The sequence below is a fragment of the Streptomyces sp. NPDC028308 genome (assembly GCF_055565855.1).
The window spans coordinates 94,954-111,424 of sequence record NZ_JBVHTO010000012.1; the positions used below are offsets into that span (position 1 = coordinate 94,954).

10 protein-coding genes and 1 tRNA gene are annotated in these 16,471 nt (G+C 71.4%); 5 read left to right on the plus strand and 6 right to left on the minus strand.

The window, feature by feature from the left end; genetic code table 11:
• Positions 1–36: 36 nt before the first annotated feature.
• From ACZ4VA_RS27510 to frc, 4 genes are all read right to left on the minus strand, one after another.
• On the minus strand, positions 37–1,443 hold the full coding sequence (locus ACZ4VA_RS27510; protein WP_356171428.1) for an OFA family MFS transporter: 1,407 nt from the start codon (positions 1,441–1,443) through the stop codon (positions 37–39).
• The gene (locus tag ACZ4VA_RS27515; protein ID WP_356237876.1) at positions 1,440–2,831 is read right to left on the minus strand and encodes an OFA family MFS transporter; all 1,392 of its coding nucleotides are present in this window, start codon (positions 2,829–2,831) and stop codon (positions 1,440–1,442) included. The genes ACZ4VA_RS27510 and ACZ4VA_RS27515 overlap by 4 nt, the downstream gene beginning before the upstream one ends.
• A gap of 118 nt (positions 2,832–2,949) precedes the next feature.
• Complete coding sequence (locus ACZ4VA_RS27520) at positions 2,950–5,103, minus strand: acetate--CoA ligase family protein (RefSeq protein WP_468082826.1); 2,154 nt, start codon at positions 5,101–5,103, stop codon at positions 2,950–2,952.
• Between the two features lies 1 nt (position 5,104).
• On the minus strand, positions 5,105–6,334 hold the full coding sequence (frc, locus tag ACZ4VA_RS27525) for a formyl-CoA transferase (protein ID WP_355789277.1): 1,230 nt from the start codon (positions 6,332–6,334) through the stop codon (positions 5,105–5,107).
• A gap of 258 nt (positions 6,335–6,592) precedes the next feature.
• Between frc and sucC the strand changes: the two genes are divergently transcribed.
• The 3 genes from sucC to ACZ4VA_RS27540 all read left to right on the plus strand — a co-directional run bounded on the left by sucC (position 6,593) and on the right by ACZ4VA_RS27540 (position 10,798).
• The gene (gene sucC / locus ACZ4VA_RS27530; protein ID WP_468082828.1) at positions 6,593–7,723 is read left to right on the plus strand and encodes an ADP-forming succinate--CoA ligase subunit beta; all 1,131 of its coding nucleotides are present in this window, start codon (positions 6,593–6,595) and stop codon (positions 7,721–7,723) included.
• Positions 7,724–7,734: 11 nt separating this feature from the next.
• The gene (sucD, locus tag ACZ4VA_RS27535; protein WP_355789283.1) at positions 7,735–8,667 is read left to right on the plus strand and encodes a succinate--CoA ligase subunit alpha; all 933 of its coding nucleotides are present in this window, start codon (positions 7,735–7,737) and stop codon (positions 8,665–8,667) included.
• Positions 8,668–9,235: 568 nt separating this feature from the next.
• A complete protein-coding gene (locus ACZ4VA_RS27540) occupies positions 9,236–10,798 on the plus strand; it encodes an aldehyde dehydrogenase family protein (RefSeq protein WP_356171442.1) in 1,563 nt (520 codons plus the stop codon).
• A gap of 140 nt (positions 10,799–10,938) precedes the next feature.
• Here the strand turns inward: ACZ4VA_RS27540 and ACZ4VA_RS27545 are convergent, their stop codons facing one another.
• Positions 10,939–12,288: a DUF2254 domain-containing protein gene (locus ACZ4VA_RS27545; protein ID WP_356171445.1), complete on the minus strand. Its 1,350-nt coding sequence runs from the start codon at positions 12,286–12,288 to the stop codon at positions 10,939–10,941.
• Between the two features lie 144 nt (positions 12,289–12,432).
• Between ACZ4VA_RS27545 and ACZ4VA_RS27550 the strand changes: the two genes are divergently transcribed.
• Positions 12,433–12,517 (plus strand) — tRNA-Leu (locus ACZ4VA_RS27550).
• A gap of 294 nt (positions 12,518–12,811) precedes the next feature.
• Positions 12,812–15,466, plus strand: a complete 2,655-nt coding sequence (locus ACZ4VA_RS27555) for a SpoIIE family protein phosphatase (RefSeq protein ID WP_468082831.1) — start codon at positions 12,812–12,814, stop codon at positions 15,464–15,466.
• 54 nt (positions 15,467–15,520) lie between these two features.
• On the opposite strand, the gene ACZ4VA_RS27560 is transcribed toward ACZ4VA_RS27555, so the two are convergent.
• Positions 15,521–16,399, minus strand: coding sequence for an ABC transporter substrate-binding protein (locus tag ACZ4VA_RS27560; protein WP_355790078.1), 879 nt, complete (start codon positions 16,397–16,399; stop codon positions 15,521–15,523).
• Positions 16,400–16,471 lie beyond the last annotated feature (72 nt).

The window sequence follows — 16,471 nt, forward strand, 5'->3', positions numbered from 1 at the left end:
TGCGGTGCGGTGCGGTGCGGTGTGCCGGCCGTCCGGTCAGCCCGCGGGCTGCGGGCCCGGAGCCCCGCCGGCCTTCGCGGTGCGTCCCGGCTGCCTGAGCAGCAGGGCGACGGCCGCCGCGGCCATCGAGACACCTCCGGCCAGCGCATAGGCGCCGTCGTAGCCCCAGGCGGCCACCACCATCGAGCCGAGTCCGCCGCCGAAGAGGCCGCTGATCAGCTTGCCGCTGTAGACCAGCCCGTAGTTGGTGGCGTTGTAGTTCTCGCCGAAGTAGTCCGGCGTCAGGGCCGCGAACATCGGGTAGAACGCCCCGCCGCCGAACCCGGAGAGGAAGGCGAAGAACAGGAACAGCCACTCGCTGTGGACGTCACCCGCCCAGATCACGCCGAACTGCGCGAGACCGAGGACGACGATGACGAACACCAGGGTCTCCTTGCGCCCCCAGAGGTCGGAGAGCCAGCCGACCACCCCGCGGCCGACGCCGTTGACGACGGCCATGACCCCCATCGACGACGCCGCCACCAGCGGCCCGAACCCCACCTCCTTGGCGAAGTCGACCTGGAAGGAGATCCCGAAGATCGACACGCCCGCGGACATGACCAGGGCGATCCACATCAGGGGCAGCATCCCCGTCCTGACCGCCTCCTTCGGCGTGTACTGCTTCACCGCCGGAGGGTTCTTGGCCAGGGACGCCGCGCCCTTCTCCGTGCCGCCGTACGTCAGCGGGTCGATGTCCGCCGGCCACCAGTTCTTCGGCGGGTCCTTGAAGAAGAACGCCGAGGACAGCACCACGATCATCACGTAGCAGCCGATGAGGTCCAGGACGCGGTGGTAATTGGCGGTGTCGAAGCCGTAGTTGAAGATGAAGATGAACGGCAGCGAGCCGTACGCGAACCCGCCGTTGACGAACCCGGTCCTGGCCCCCCGGCGTTCGGGGAACCACTTGCCGACCATGTTGATGCAGGTCGCGTAGACCAGCCCGGACCCGATGCCCCCGATGACGCCGAAGCCGAGGATCGCCAGGACCACATCGCTCAGGTGCGAGAGGGCGAGGAACCCGACCAGGCACATGCCCGAGCCGAGGTACATGGCCCGACGGGCGGTCAGCACGCCCCTCTCCCGCAGCCAGCCCGCGGGAAAGGCGATGCCGGCCTGGAAGAAGACCCACACGCTCAGGATCCAGAACGTGTTGCTCTGCGTCCATCCGTGCGCGTGGGACAGCGTGTCCTCGGCCGAACCGTACGCGTACTCGAAGACGCTGATGGCCATCATGGCGATCCACGGCAGATACACCATGAGCTTGCGCGAGTGGCCCAGGATGTCGCGGTCCGTCTCGCCCACGCGGTAGACGCGGCCCCTGGGATCGGTGACTTCACGGTACGAGCGGTGCGCGGCGCCGGGTTCCTCCGGCGCGTCGTTCGCGGCGACGGGTTCCGCCGTCATGCAGCCGCCTCCTCGCCTGTCGGGTGCGGGTTGGGGACGATCTGCCGGGCCTGCGGCCTGCCCGGCGCTTTCAGGAAGAGCGCGAGCACGGCCGACGCCAGCCCGATGGAGCCCGCGATGACGAAGGCGCCCTCGTAGTCCCAGGCGCCGACCACGACGGCGCCCATGCCGGAGCCCACGAGCCCGGAGATGAGCTTCGAGCTGTAGACCATGCCGTAGTTGGAGGCGTTGTGGTTCTCACCGAAGTAGTCCGCCGTCATGGCCGCGAACAGCGGGAAGATCGCGCCGCCGCCGAAGCCGGAGACCATGGAGCAGAACAGGAAGAACGGCATGCTGCCCATCTGGCCGGAGACCAGCACACCGAACTGCGCGGTGCCCAGCACCAGACACACGATGATCAGCGTGTGACGGCGCCCGGCGCGGTCGGATATCCAGCCGATGACACCGCGCCCCGTGCCGTTGACGATGGCCTTCAGGGACATCGCCGTGGCCACGATCCCGCCCGCGAACCCCATGTCCTTGCCGAACGGCACCTGGAAGGCGATGCCGAAGATGTTGATCCCCGCCGTGCACAGCAGGCAGAACCACATCATCCACAGGACGGGCGTGCGGGCGGCCTCCCTCGGGGTGTACTGCTTCACCGCGGGCGGGTTCTTCTCCAGCGCGCGGCGGACCCTCGGGTCGTCGGACACCTTCAGCGGGTCCGCGTGCGCCGGCCACCAGCCCTTCGGCGGGTCCTTGAAGAACCAGCCCGCGAAGGCCACCACGGAGCAGCAGACGAGTCCGACGGCGACCAGGACGGTCTCGTAGTTGCTCAGGTCCATGTACGACGTGAACAGGAAGACGAAGGGCACGGAGCCGTACGCGAAACCGCCGTTGACCAGGCCGGTCTTTCCGCCCTTGCGCTCCGGGTACCACTTGCCCACCATGTTGACGCAGGTGGCGTAGACGAGTCCGGCCCCGATGCCGCTGAACATCCCGAACCCGAGGTACGCGACGATCACGTGCGGCGCGAACGCCAGGGACAGATAGCCCAGGATGGTGCCGAGCGCGCCGAGCATCATGGCGTAGCGCGCGGGCAGCTTCCCGCTCTCCCGCAGCTGCCCGGCCGGGAAGGCGACGGCGGCCTGGAAGAACACCCAGACACCCATCAGCCAGAAGATGTGCCCACTGCTCCACAGGTGGGCATCGTGCAGTGTGTCCTCGGCCGACGTGAACGCGTACTCCGAGGAACTGATGCCCAGCATCCCCATCCAGGGGAAGAGCACCATCGTCCAGCGTGGTCGGCCCATGATGTCCCGATCGGTCTCACCGATGCGGTACAGGCGGCCGTTGACGTCCGTCACCTCTCTGTAGGGGACGGGCGTCGAGAAATCGGTGGTAGTCATCGTGCTCAAGCACCCCTTGCGTCGAAAGATCTGGTCAGCGCCCCCTGCCAAATGCCTTTCGTGCGCCCACGGGTCCCGGGGGCGGCCGACGCGCACCGTCGGCCGCCCCCGTGTGCACTCAGGTCATGGACCCGCCCCCCAACAGCCCTGCCGCACGGGCCCAGCGGTACTTGGCGCCGAGCACGGCCACCGGCAGCTCGGTCGTGTACGGGTACGCCACGACGCCCCGCTCGAAGAGGTACCGGCAGGCCTCCTCGACCTCGACGTCGCCCGCGAGCGACGCGACCACGGGCTTCTCGATCCCGCGCGCGCGGAACTCGGCCACCACGCGCGCGGTGAGCTCGGCGAAGACCATGGGAGGCGTCACGAGGGTGTGCCAGTAGCCGAGGACGAGCGCGTGGACGCGCGGGTCGCTCAGGCCCAGCCGGATCGTCGCCTCGTACGTCGACGGCGGCTCGCCTCCGGTGATGTCCACCGGGTTGCCGGCGGCGCCGAAGGGCGGGATGAACGCCCGGAACGACGCGTCCAGGTCCGGCGGGATCTCCATCAGGGACAGGCCGTTGTCGGTCACCGCGTCGGACAGCAGCACCCCGCTCCCGCCGGCACCGGTGATGATCACGACGTTGTCGCCCCGGGGAGCCGGGAGCACCGGCAACGCGCGCGCGTACTCCAGCATGTCGCCGAGGCCCGGCGCCCGGACGACACCGGCCTGCCGGAGGATGTCGTCGTACACGGCGTCGTCTCCGGCGAGCGCGCCCGTGTGCGAGCCGGCCGCCTTCGCGCCGGCCGCGGTGCGCCCCGCCTTGAGGACCACCACCGGCTTCTTCGGCACCGTCGCGCGGGCCGCCGCCACGAAGGCGCGGCCGTCCTTGAGGTCCTCCAGGTGCATCGCGATGCACTCGGTGCGGGGGTCCTCACCGAACCAGGTGAGCAGGTCGTCCTCGTCCAGGTCCGACTTGTTGCCGAGCCCGACGATCGCGGAGACGCCCGTCCTGGTGGTCCGCGCGAAACCCAGGATGGCCATCCCGATACCGCCGGACTGCGACGTCAGCGCCACCCCGCCCTTGACGTCGTACGGCGTGCAGAAGGTGGCGCACAGGTTCTGCCACGTCGCGTAGTAGCCGTAGATGTTCGGTCCGAGCAGCCGCACGCCGTAGCGCTCGCCGATCGCCACGACCTCGTCCTGCAGGGCGTGTTCACCGGTCTCGGCGAAGCCGGAGGGGATGAGCACGGCGTTGGGGATCCCCTTGCGGCCCACTTCCTCCAGGACGGAGGCGACGGCTTTGGCGGGCACAGCGAAGACCGCCACATCCACCTCACCGGGAACGTTCGTGACACTCTTGTACGCCTTGCGGCCCGCGATGTCACCGCCCTTGGGGTTCACCGGGTGGATCTCCCCGGCGAATCCGCCGTCGACGAGGTTGCGCATGACCGAATTGCCGATCTTGCCCGCCTCGTTGGACGCGCCGATCACCGCCACCGAGGACGGCCGCATCAGCCGGCGCATCGAGGTGAGGATCTCCTCGCGGGTGTAGGTGCGGCGCTCCTTCGGGGCCTCCTCGGCGAGGATCACGCGGATGTCGGCCGCGACCGCGCCCTCCGGGGTGGCGATCACGGGGTTGAGGTCCACCTCCGCGATCTCCGGGAAGTCCGTGACGAGCCGGGAGACCCGGCGGATCTGCTCGGCGAGGGCGGACCGGTCCACGGCGGGCGCGCCGCGCACTCCGCGCAGGACCTCGGCCGCCCGGATCGAGTCCAGCATCGACAGGGCCTCGCCGCCGTCGACGGGGGCGAGCCGGAAGGTGACGTCCTTGAGGACCTCGACGAGGACACCGCCGAGGCCGAAGGCCACGACCTTCCCGAAGGTCGGGTCGGTCACCGCGCCGACGATGACCTCCTGCCCCGAGGGCAGCAACTCCTGTACCTGGACGCCCTCTACGCGCGCCTCGGGATCGTAGGACCCGGCGTTGGCGACGATCTCCGCGAACGCGGCACGCACGTCGCTCTCGCCCTCGACGCCGACGATCACGCCGCCCGCGTCGGTCTTGTGGGTGATGTCGGGGGAGACGATCTTCATCACGACGGGCCCGCCGAAGCGTGCCGCGTGCGCCACCGCCTCGTCGGCGTCCGCCGCCAGCGCCTCGTCCGGTACGGCGATCCCGTACGCGTCGGCGATCACCTTTCCCTCGGGCGCGGTGAGCGTGGTCCGCCCCTCGGCGCGCACGGCGTCGAGCAGCGCGCGCACCCTCGACGCCGGGTCCCGGTCCGTCACGTCAGATCACCCCGCTCGACCTGAGCAGGCGCAGTTCCCCGTCGCCGAGGCCCAGTTCGCCGACGTACACCTCTTCGTTGTGCTCGCCGAGCAGCGGCGAGGTGGTCACGTCCACGGGGGAGTCGGAGAGCTTGAGGGGACTGCCGACGGTCACGAACTCGCCCCGCTCGGGATGCGGCACCTTCACGACCATCTCGTTGGCCGCCAGCGACGCGTCCTCGATGATCTCCCGGGTGGACAGGATCGGGCCGCACGGGATGTTGTGGGCGTTGAGCTTCTCCAGCACCTGCCACTTGGGGAGCGTGCCGGTCCACTCCTCGATCAGCTGGAACATCTTCGTCAGCTTCGGCAGCCGGGCCTCGGGAGTGGCCCACTCCGGGTCCTCGGCGAGCTCGGGCCGGCCGATGAGCTCGGCGACGGGCTTCCAGCCGACGGGCTGCACGATCACGTACACGTAGTCGTTCGGGCCGCCCGGCGCGCACCTGACCGCCCACCCGGGCTGCCCGCCGCCGGACGCGTTCCCGGACCGGGGGACCTCGTCGGCGAAGTCCTCGTTGGGATACTCCGCCAACGGTCCGTGTGCCAGGCGCTGTTGGTCCCGCAGCTTCACCCGGCAGAGGTTGAGCACGGCGTGCTGCATGGCCACGTTGACCCGCTGCCCGCGCCCGGTGTTCTCCCGCTGGAACAGCGCCGCGAGGATGCCCGCCACGGCGTGGATGCCCGTGCCCGAGTCGCCGATCTGCGCCCCGGTGGCCAGCGGCGGCCCGTCCTCGAAGCCGGTGGTCGACATGGAGCCGCCCATGGCCTGCGCGACGACCTCGTACGCCTTGAAGTCGGTGTATGGGCCCTCGCCGAACCCCTTGATGGAGGCGTAGACGATACGGGGGTTGATCTCCCGTATGCGGTCCCAGGTGAAGCCCATCCGGTCCACCGCGCCCGGCCCGAAGTTCTCGACCATCACGTCGGAACGCCGGATCAGCTCGGTGAGGATCTCCTTGCCGCGCTCCGTCTTGGTGTTGAGGGTGATGCTGCGCTTGTTGCAGTTGAGCATCGTGAAGTAGAGGGAGTCGACGTCCGGGAGGTCGCGCAGCTGCCTGCGTGTGATGTCTCCGCTCGGCGCCTCCAGTTTGACGACGTCCGCGCCGAGCCAGGCGAGGAGCTGCGTCGCGGAAGGACCGGACTGTACGTGCGTCATGTCGAGGACGCGGATGCCTTCGAGGGCTTTGGTCATGCCGGGTCACCTCACTGGTGCATCGTCAGGTTCGGGGTTCCGGTGGCCTGTGCGTCCGGTCCGCCCCGGACGGTGATGGCGCCGGTCAGCCGCCTTCACGGGTTCGGAGAAGGGGAGTCGAGAAGTCCCTCCCGTGCTGCCTGGAAGCGGCCGTTGGCACATTGCATACAGTCGACGAATACTGTATGAAGATTGTTATCCCGCATCCGATGGGTGATGTCCAGGGGGCGTGCGCCACTTTCAAGACAGGAGCCGAAGATGGACCTGTACGAACATCAGGCGAGGGCACTCTTCGAGGAACACGGCATCGTCGTGCCCAGGGCCGAGGTCGCCGACTCCCCGCTGAAGGCACGTGAGTCGGCCCGCCGGCTCGGGGGGCGCGTCGTCGTCAAGGCCCAGGTGAAGACCGGCGGACGCGGCAAGGCCGGCGGGGTGCGCCTCGCCGAGGACCCGGCCGCCGCCGAACTGACGGCACGACAGATCCTCGGCATGGACATCAAGGGCCACACGGTCCGCGAGGTGATGCTGGCCCAACCGGTCGACATCGAGAGCGAGTTCTACGTCGGCTACGTCCTCGACCGGGCCGCCGGACGCTTCCTGGCGATCGCCTCCGCAGAGGGCGGCACGGAGATCGAGGAGGTCGCCGCGAGCCGCCCCGAGGCCGTGGCGCGCGTCCACATCGACCCGGCCCGCGGAGTCACCTCGGCGAAGGCGGCCGAGATCGCCGAGGCGGCGGGACTGCCCCCGCAGGCCGTCGACGTCCTGGTGCGGCTGTGGGAGGTGCTGACCCGTGAGGACGCCGTCCTCGTCGAGGTGAACCCCCTGGTCCGCACCGTCCAGGGACAACTCGTCGCCCTGGACGGCAAGGTCACCCTGGACGACAACGCCCGCTTCCGGCAGGCACGTTGGGGCGAGCAGGGGTCCGCCCACGACGACCCGCTGGAGGCGGCCGCCGCCGCCAAGGGCCTCAACTACGTGAAGCTCGACGGCGAGGTCGGCATCATCGGCAACGGCGCGGGACTGGTCATGTCGACCCTCGACGTCGTCGCCGGCTGCGGAGCCCGCCCCGCCAACTTCCTCGACATCGGCGGCGGCGCCTCCGCCCAGATCATGGCCGACGGACTCTCGGTCGTCCTCTCCGACCCCGACGTCAGGTCCGTCCTCGTCAACGTCTTCGGCGGCATCACCGCCTGCGACACGGTCGCCGAGGGGATCGTGCGGGCCCTGGACACCGTCCGGCCGACCAAGCCCCTCGTCGTGCGCCTGGACGGCAACAACGCCGCGCGCGGCCGCGCGGTCCTCGACGCCCACGCGCACCCGATGGTGCGGCAGGCCACCACCATGGACGGCGCCGCACGCCGTGCCGCCGAACTCGCCAACTCCACCTGAAGGAGCGGGACATGGCTGTCTTCCTCACCAAGGACTCCAAGGTCCTCGTCCAGGGCATGACCGGCGCCGAGGGCATGAAGCACACCCGGCGGATGCTCGCGTCCGGCACCGACGTGGTCGGCGGGGTCAACCCGCGCAAGGCCGGCCGCAGCGTCGAGTTCGACCTGGCCGCCGGTCCCGGGGGCCTGACCGGCGCCTCCGTGACCGTGCCCGTCTTCGGCTCGGTACGCGAGGGCGTCGAGGCCACCGGAGCCGACGTCAGCGTGGTCTTCGTGCCGCCCGCCTTCACCAGGGCGGCCGTCATGGAGGCCGCGGACGCCGGGATCGGCCTCGCCGTCGTGATCACCGAGGGCGTCCCCGTCCACGACACCGTCGCCTTCCAGGCGTACGCCGCGCGGCGCGGCACCCGGGTCGTCGGCCCCAACTGCCCGGGACTGATCAGCCCCGGCCGGTCCAACGCCGGCATCATCCCCGCCGACATCACCGGACAGGGCCCGATCGGCCTGGTCTCCAAGTCCGGCACGCTCACCTACCAGCTCATGCACGAGCTGCGCGACATCGGCTTCTCCACCTGCGTGGGCATCGGCGGCGATCCCGTCGTCGGCACCACCCACATCGACTGCCTCGCGGCCTTCGAGGCCGACCCGGAGACCGAACTCGTCGTGCTCATCGGCGAGATCGGCGGCGACGCGGAGGAGCGGGCCGCCGCGTACATCCGCGACCACGTCACCAAGCCCGTCATCGGGTACATCGCCGGGTTCACCGCGCCCGAGGGCAGGACCATGGGCCACGCGGGCGCGATCGTCTCCGGCTCCTCGGGCACCGCGCAGGCGAAGAAGCGGGCCCTGGAGGCGGCCGGGGTACGGGTGGGCGGCACCCCGACCGAGACGGCACGGCTGGTGCTGGACCGCCTGGAGGCGGAGCGTGACGTGGCTCATGGTTGACCCGCGCCGACTGTCGCGGACCGGCCCGCCTCACTACCGTCGTCCGTACGTGCGCGCCGACTTGGGCGCACGGACCGGCGTACGACCACCCTGCGCCACGACCGCGGTCCCGGGCCACCGCCCGCACGGCCGCGCCCACCGCACCCACCCGAGCCGTACGTGCCCACGGCGCGCCCGGCCCGCCGTACCCGACAGCCGCCGAGCGCCGAGCGCGGAACGCCTACGCGACCGGCCCGACCCCCGTCCCCGGACGACCACTGTCCCGGGACGACCAACCGCCGTACCCGACCACCGTCGGGGCGGACAGCCGTACCTGGTCACCGAGCCGGGACGGACAGCCGTACCTGGTCACCGAGTCAGGACGGACAGCCGTACCTGGTCACCGAAGCCGGGACGGACAGCCGTACCCGGTCACCGAGCCGGGACGGACAGCCGTACCCGGGCTCACCGAGCCGGGACGGAGCGCCGTACCGGCCACGGAGCCGGGACGGATAGCCGAGCGATCCGGCTCGGCAGCCGAGCCACGCACCCCCGCCCCCGACTGTGCACCGAGAGCGGAGACATCCGAATGGCAACAACCCCCGACGAGAGTCGCCCCACCCTCACCCTGAAGAAGGGGACGTCCTGGACCGACGCCTGGCAGCGCTGCCTGGCCGTCGCCCCCGAGGCGTTCCGCGACGACCGGGTCCTCAACCTCTGGGGCTCCGAGTGGCGGGCCGACGGCCGCGCGCTGCCCGCCACCAGCCCCGTCGACGCCGGCCCCATCGCGGGCCCGCCGCGCCTGGACGCGGCCACCGCCCAGCAGGCCGTACGCGCCTCGCTCGACCAGCACCGCGCCTGGCGCCACGTCCCCCTCGCCGAGCGCCGGGCCCGCGTGGCGGCGACCCTCGACGCGCTGACCCGGCACCGTGAACTGCTCGCCCTGCTGCTCGTCTGGGAGATCGGCAAGCCCTGGCGCCTCGCGCAGGCCGACGTCGACCGGGCGATCGACGGCGTGCGCTGGTACGTCGACGGCATCGAGCCCATGGTCGAGGGGCGGACGCCGCTCGAAGGACCGGTGTCCAACATCGCCAGCTGGAACTACCCGATGAGCGTGTTGGTCCACGCCATGCTGGTGCAGGCGCTGGCGGGCAACGCGGTCATCGCCAAGACCCCGACCGACGGCGGCGTCGCCTGTCTCACCCTGGCCTGCGCGCTCGCCGCCCGCGAGGGCATCCCCGTCACCCTCGTCAGCGGCAGCGGGGGACAGCTGTCCGAGGCGCTCGTGCGGGCACCGGAGATCGGCTGCGTCTCCTTCGTCGGCGGCCGTGACACCGGCGCCGCGGTGGCCACGGCCGTCGCCGACCTCGGCAAGCGGCACGTCCTGGAACAGGAGGGCCTGAACACCTGGGGCATCTGGAACCACACGGACTGGGACGCGCTGACCGCCGTCATCCCGAAGCTGTTCGACTACGGCAAGCAGCGCTGCACCGCCTATCCGCGCTTCGTCGTCCAGCGCACGCTGTTCGACGAATTCCTCGCCGCGTACCTGCCGGCCGTCCGCACCCTGCGGGTCGGCCACCCCCTCGCGGTCGAGCACCCCGACGACCCCTGTCCGCAACTGGACTTCGGGCCCGTCATCAACGCGGCCAAGGCGAAGGAACTGCACGACCAGGTCGCCGAGGCCATCGACCGCGGCGCCGTCCCGCTGCACCGCGGCAAGCTGTCGGACGCGCGCTTCCTGCCCGGACAGGACACCTCGGCGTATGTCCAGCCGGTCACGATCCTGAACCCGCCGCCGTCCTCACCCCTGCACCACGCGGAGCCCTTCGGTCCGGTCGACACCATCGTCCTGGTCGACACCGAGGCCGAGCTGCTCGCCGCGATGAACGCGTCCAACGGCGCCCTGGTCGCGACGCTGTCCACGGACGACCGGGCCACGTACGACCGGCTGGCGCCGCAGATCCGCGCGTTCAAGGTCGGGCACGGGACGCCGCGTTCCCGCGGTGACCGCGACGAGCTCTTCGGCGGTTTCGGCGCCTCCTGGAGCGGTGCCTTCGTCGGCGGCGAACTGCTGGTCCGCGCGGTGACGCACGGCCCGGCGGGGGAGCGGCTGCCGGGCAACTTCCCGGAGTACCACCTGATGCCGTGAGGTGAGGGCGGCCGGCGTCACCGGGCGCACGCCGCCCGGTGAGGTCCGGTGAAGCGAGCCGTGGTGCGTGGGCCAGCGTCCCGGAGCGCGGCGCCGCTCCTCGTACCGCCCGGCAGGCGGACCACGGGGTGCGGCCCTGGTCACCCGATGCCCTGCCGGTCGGGCGTCAGGGCGAACGCCCGGTCGGCGGCCTCCGGCACCGCGCGCTCCACGGCCTGCGCCAGCAGTTCACGGTGCCGTACGAGGGGCGCGCGCCGTCCGGCCGGCGTGATCCGCAGCAGGTCGTCGAGCCCGGCCGTCATCCGCCGCGTGACCTGGGGGGTGCCGACGGCGCACCCCCGGATCTCGGTGAACGCGAGATCGACCAGCTCCGTCCAGCCCGGCACCGGCTGGACCAGCCGCACCTCTCCCCGCCGGTCGCGGTGCAGCGAGGTGTCGAGCGGCCGCCCCGCCACGGCCGCCAGGAACTGCACGATGCGGTCCAGCGCCTGTACGGCGGTGGTCGGGTCGTTCACGGCGGCGGACAGCGCGCGCAACGCGATGTCGGACAGCTGCCGCAGTCCGAACGAGAGGTCCTGGTGGAAGGTGCGCTCCACCCCCACGGAGACGGTGCCGCGCAGCCGGCGCGGGGCGGGAGCGGCGCCTCCGTGCACCGCCAGTACGGGCGTGCCCGGCACGACGAAGTCACCGATGCGCGGGATCAGCCGCAGTACGACACCCTGCCGCCGGGCGGCGCGGACCAGCCGGGAGACATGCACGTCCCGCAGCACCCCTGCCCTCCCGTGATGGATCACCTGCGCGGTCACGGGCCCGAGCGCGACAGGACCGGCGTCCGGCGCCGGATCACGCCCGGACGCCGGGGCGGTGGTGCGGGCGATGACGCGGAACGCCTCCCGGGTGATCCGGTCGATGACGTGCCCGACCCGCATGAGCCGCAGCATCGCGTTCACGTACATCACGAACAGCAGCAGGCTGAGCCCCACCATCAAGAGCGTCAGGAGCGACTGCACCAGGGGCACGGACACGACGAGCCGGGGGTCGCGCTCCCCGTCGAAGCCGGTCAGCACGAGCAGCGACAGCACGAACGTCGCGAGGAAGACGGCGAAGGTCGCCTTGCTGATCCGGCTCCGTACGAAGATCCGCACCACGCGGGGACTGAACTGGCCGCTCGCCATCTGCAGGGCGACCAGCGAGATGCTGAACACCACGCCGATGAAGGTCATCATCGCGGCGCTGACCGTGGTCACCACGACCCGGGCGTCGTCGGCGAACTTCAGAAGCTCCTTGAGCGACTCGTAGTCGCCGGACTCCCGGAGCGCATCCACGATCCGGGCGTCGGCCTCGGCGGCCGCCGCCCACACGAGGAGGACCAGCAGCATGGCCGCGGTCGGCGCGAACCAGAAGGTGTCGCGCACGTGCTCGCGCAAGGGCGACAGCGCCCGCGGGCGACGCCCCTTCCAGCCGTCCGCCGTAGTCGTCCAGTCACCCATGGTGAGACTGTAGGCGCACCCCCGCGGGGCCCCGCGGCACCGCTCCGGCGGCCCGGAAACGCAGGTGAAAGGCACTCTGAAAGCTTGGTATTGTTGTGCATGTCGCCGCGCGGGGAACACCCCCGCCCTGGCGGCAGACACCTGGTCCGGGTGGCGGAATGGCAGACGCGCTAGCTTGAGGTGCTAGTGCCCTTTATCGGGCGTGGGGGTTCAAGTCCCCCCTCGGACACACAGAAACACAGGAGACGTTCAGGCGATCGTCCCCGTCATGTTCACGAGAAGCCGGTGATTCGGATGAATCACCGGCTTTCGTCGTTCCTGCCGCCCGGGTGGGCCCCGGCGGGACCGGACCGGGCCCTCCGGAGCCGCGCCCGGCGGGCAGGTCACTGATACTGAGAAAATGGGCAAAGTTGGGCAATCCGGGACGGCGATCCTTCGGGGCGACCGCGTGCCGCCGGAGGCCGGGCCGCCGGAAAGGGGCCCGGAGGCCCGTCACCGTGCGGCCGGCCGGCGGGTGCGGGCGTTGCTGAAGCCGCGCAGCGTCGCCGGTCAGGTCTTCCTGCTGCAACTGGTGGTCGTCCTGCTGCTCATCGCCACGGCCGTGGTGGTGCTCGTGCTCCAGGACCGCAACCGTGCGATCCAGGAGGCCGGCGACCGGTCCCTGGTGGCCGCCGAGTCGTTCGCCAACGCCCCCGGCACCGCCTCGGCGATGAAGAGCCGGGACCCCACGGCCGCGCTCCAGCCGCACGCCGAGGCGGTGCGCAAGAAGACCGGCGTCGACTACGTCGTGGCGCTGAGCCCCTACGGCTTCCGGTGGACCCACCCGGACCCGAAGCAGATCGGCAAGCACGTCTCCACCTCCTACGGCGAGGCGCTCGAAGGCGAACCCCACCAGACCACGTTCGACAGCAGCCTGGGGAAGGCGGTCGACTCGACGGTGGCCGTGTTCGACGAGCAGGGCACCGCCGTCGGGCTCATCACCGTGGGGGTCACGGTGGACAAGGTGTCCGGTGTGGTCGACGACCAGCTGCCGGTGATCTTCGCCGCCGGCGGAGTCGCGCTGCTGCTCGCCGCGGGCGGGTCGGCGCTGGTCAGCGGGCGTCTGCGGCGCCAGACCCGGGGCCTTGGCCCGGTGGAGATGACCCGCATGTACGAACACCACGAGGCGGTGCTGCACGCGGTCCGCGAAGGCGTGATCATCCTGGACGGCGACGGACGGCTCCTGCTCGCCAACGACGAGGCACGCCGGCTGCTCGCCCTGCCGCCCGAGGCCGAGGGCAGGGCGGTCGGCGAACTCGGGCTGACCCCGCCCCTGGCCGAGCTGCTGGCGTCGGGCCGGGCCGTCACGGACAAGGTCTTCCCGGCCGGGGACATCCTGCTCGGGGTCAACGTGCGCCCGGTGGGCGCGAAGGGCGGCAGCGTGGCCACCCTGCGGGACACCACGGAACTGCGCGCCCTCGCGGGCCGTGCGGACGTGGCGGCCGTGCGGCTCCAGCTGCTCTACGAGGCCAGCACGCGGATCGGCACCACCCTCGACGTACAGCGCACCGCCGAGGAGCTGACCGAGGTGGCGGTCCCGCGCTTCGCCGACTTCGCCACCATCGAGCTGCTGGAGCCCGTGCTGCGGGGTGGTGAACCGACCGGGGCGAGTACGGAGATGTACCGCGTCGCGTCCCAGGGCATCCGGGACGACGTGCCCCTCTACCCGGTGGGAAGGCGGATGCGTTACGCGCCCGGCAACCCCGTGGCCACCGGTATGGCGACCGGCCGACCGGTCCTGGTGACCGACCTCGCCCTGGCCGAGGGGTGGCGGGTCCAGAACCCGGAGCGGGCCCGGCGGGTCATCGAATACGGTGTCCACTCCATGATCTCGGTGCCGCTGCGGGCCCGGGGCCAGTTGCTCGGGGTCGTGGAGTTCTGGCGCTCGGATCAGGACCCGTTCGAGCCGGACGACGTCTCCCCGGCCGAGGAGCTCGCCGCCCGGGCGGCCGTGTGCATCGACAACGCGCGCCGCTACACCCGCGAGCACATCACCGCCGTCACCCTCCAGCGCAGCCTGCTGCCCGGCGCGCTGCCCGAGCTCTCGGCGCTGGAGGTCGGGCACCGGTACCTGCCCGCCCAGGCGGGGGTGGGCGGCGACTGGTACGACGTCATCCCGCTGCCGGGTGCCCGGGTCGCCCTGGTGGTCGGCGACGTCGTCGGACACGGTCTGCACGCCGCCGCGACGATGGGCCGCCTGAGGACCGCCGTGCACAACTTCGCCGCCCTGGACCTGCCCCCGGACGAGCTCCTCGCGCACCTGGACGAACTGGTCACCCGGCTCGACCAGGGCACCGAGGCCGAGGGCGACACCGAGTCCGTCACCGGCGCCACCTGCCTGTACGCGGTCTACGACCCGGTCTCCGGGCGGTGCGTCGTCGCCCGGGCCGGTCACCCCGGGCCCGCGCTGGTCTCGCCCGACGGCTCCGTGACCTTCCCCGACGTCCCCGTCGCTCCGCCACTCGGCGTGGGAGGGGGCCTGCCGGTCGAGACCGCCGAACTCCGGCTGGCCGCCGACAGCCGGCTGGTCCTCTACACCGACGGTCTCGTCGAGGCCCGCGGCCGTGACATCGACGTCGGGCTCGGCATGCTGAGGGAGGCGCTCGCCGACACGGCCGACGCCACCCCGGACGAGACCTGCCGGGCGGTGCTCGACGTGATGCTGCCCACCGGCTCGGTCGACGACGTGGCCCTGCTCGTCGCACGCACCCGGCTGCTCGACCCGGAGCAGGTCGCGGAGTGGGAGGTGCCGGACGACCCGGCGGCCGTCTCCCGGATCCGGGCCGAGGCCACCCGCAGACTGGAAGCCTGGGGGCTCGGCGAGGCCGCCTTCACGACCGAGCTGATCCTCAGCGAACTGGTGACGAACGCCATCCGGTACGGCGGGAGCCCCATCGGTCTGCGGCTGCTGCGCGACGGCGACAGCCTGATCTGCGAGGTCGCCGACGGCACCAGCACCTCCCCGCACCTCCGCCGGGCGGCCTTCACCGACGAGGGGGGCCGCGGTCTGTTCCTCGTCGCGCAGATGTCCCGCCGCTGGGGGACCCGGTACACCGACCGCGGCAAGATCATCTGGGCTGAGCAGGCGCTCGACGCCGGCCCCGCCTGGGACCTGGGCGATCTCCTGGCCGACCTGTGACGCAGGACGGACTCCGGACCGCCGCGCACCCCGGGGGTGAGGCGTCCGGAGCGCTCAGGAGCCGGCGGCGACCGTGAAGTACGGGATCTTGGCCGGGTCCTGGCCGAACGCGGCCCCCAGGTAGACGACCGACAGTTTGGCGAGCGTCCCGTCGTCGATCAGCTGCTCGATGATCCGGTCCAGTTCGCGCCGGTCGGGTGACCCCTTCGGGTACAGGGCGCCGTAACCCTGGTCGGTGCGGTACTGGCCCACGAGCCGCACCCTGCCCTCCCGCTTCTGGGGATACGCCAGCAGGATGGTCGTGTCGTGGACGACCGCGTCGATCCGGCCCTCCTCCAGCGCCGTCACCATCTCCGGGTCGTTGGCGAAGGCGGTGACGGGTTTGGTCGGCTTGAGCCGGTCCTCGACGAACGCGTCGCCCGTGGTGCCCTCCGCCACTCCGATGCGCACGTCGCGGATGTTGTCCGCGCCGACGTTCTCGTCGTCCCTGATCAGTACTCCCAGGGTCGAGGAGAGGTAGGGCGGGGAGAAGTCGGCGACCCTGCGTCGTTCCGGAGTGATCGTGATCTGCGCCAGGGCGAGGTCGAAGTCGTCGGTCCTGCCGGACACGACCTCCGGGAAGGGGGCGTTCTCCACCTTCACCCGGTCGAGTCCGGACCGGTAGGCGATGTTGGCGGCCATGCAGTACTCGTAGCCGCTCTTGACGGAGTCCGCCGCGTCGCCGTTCCACCAGCCGGGTGCGGGCAGGGTCGTCTTGACCGTGAGCGCGCCCGCCGTCTCGGGCGACAGGTGGAACTCCCCGTACCGCCCCGAGACCTCGCAGTCGCCGTAGTGGGCCTCCGACGCCTCGGACCCGTCCTGGTCGCAAGCCGCTGTCGCGACGACGAGCGCTCCGCTGAGGGCCAGAGAGACGATCGCTGCCGCGGCGCGCATCATTGCACCTCCGGTAGGGGCATTCTCCTTGAGTCACCATAAAACACCCCGAACCTTACGACCGCCGCAGCG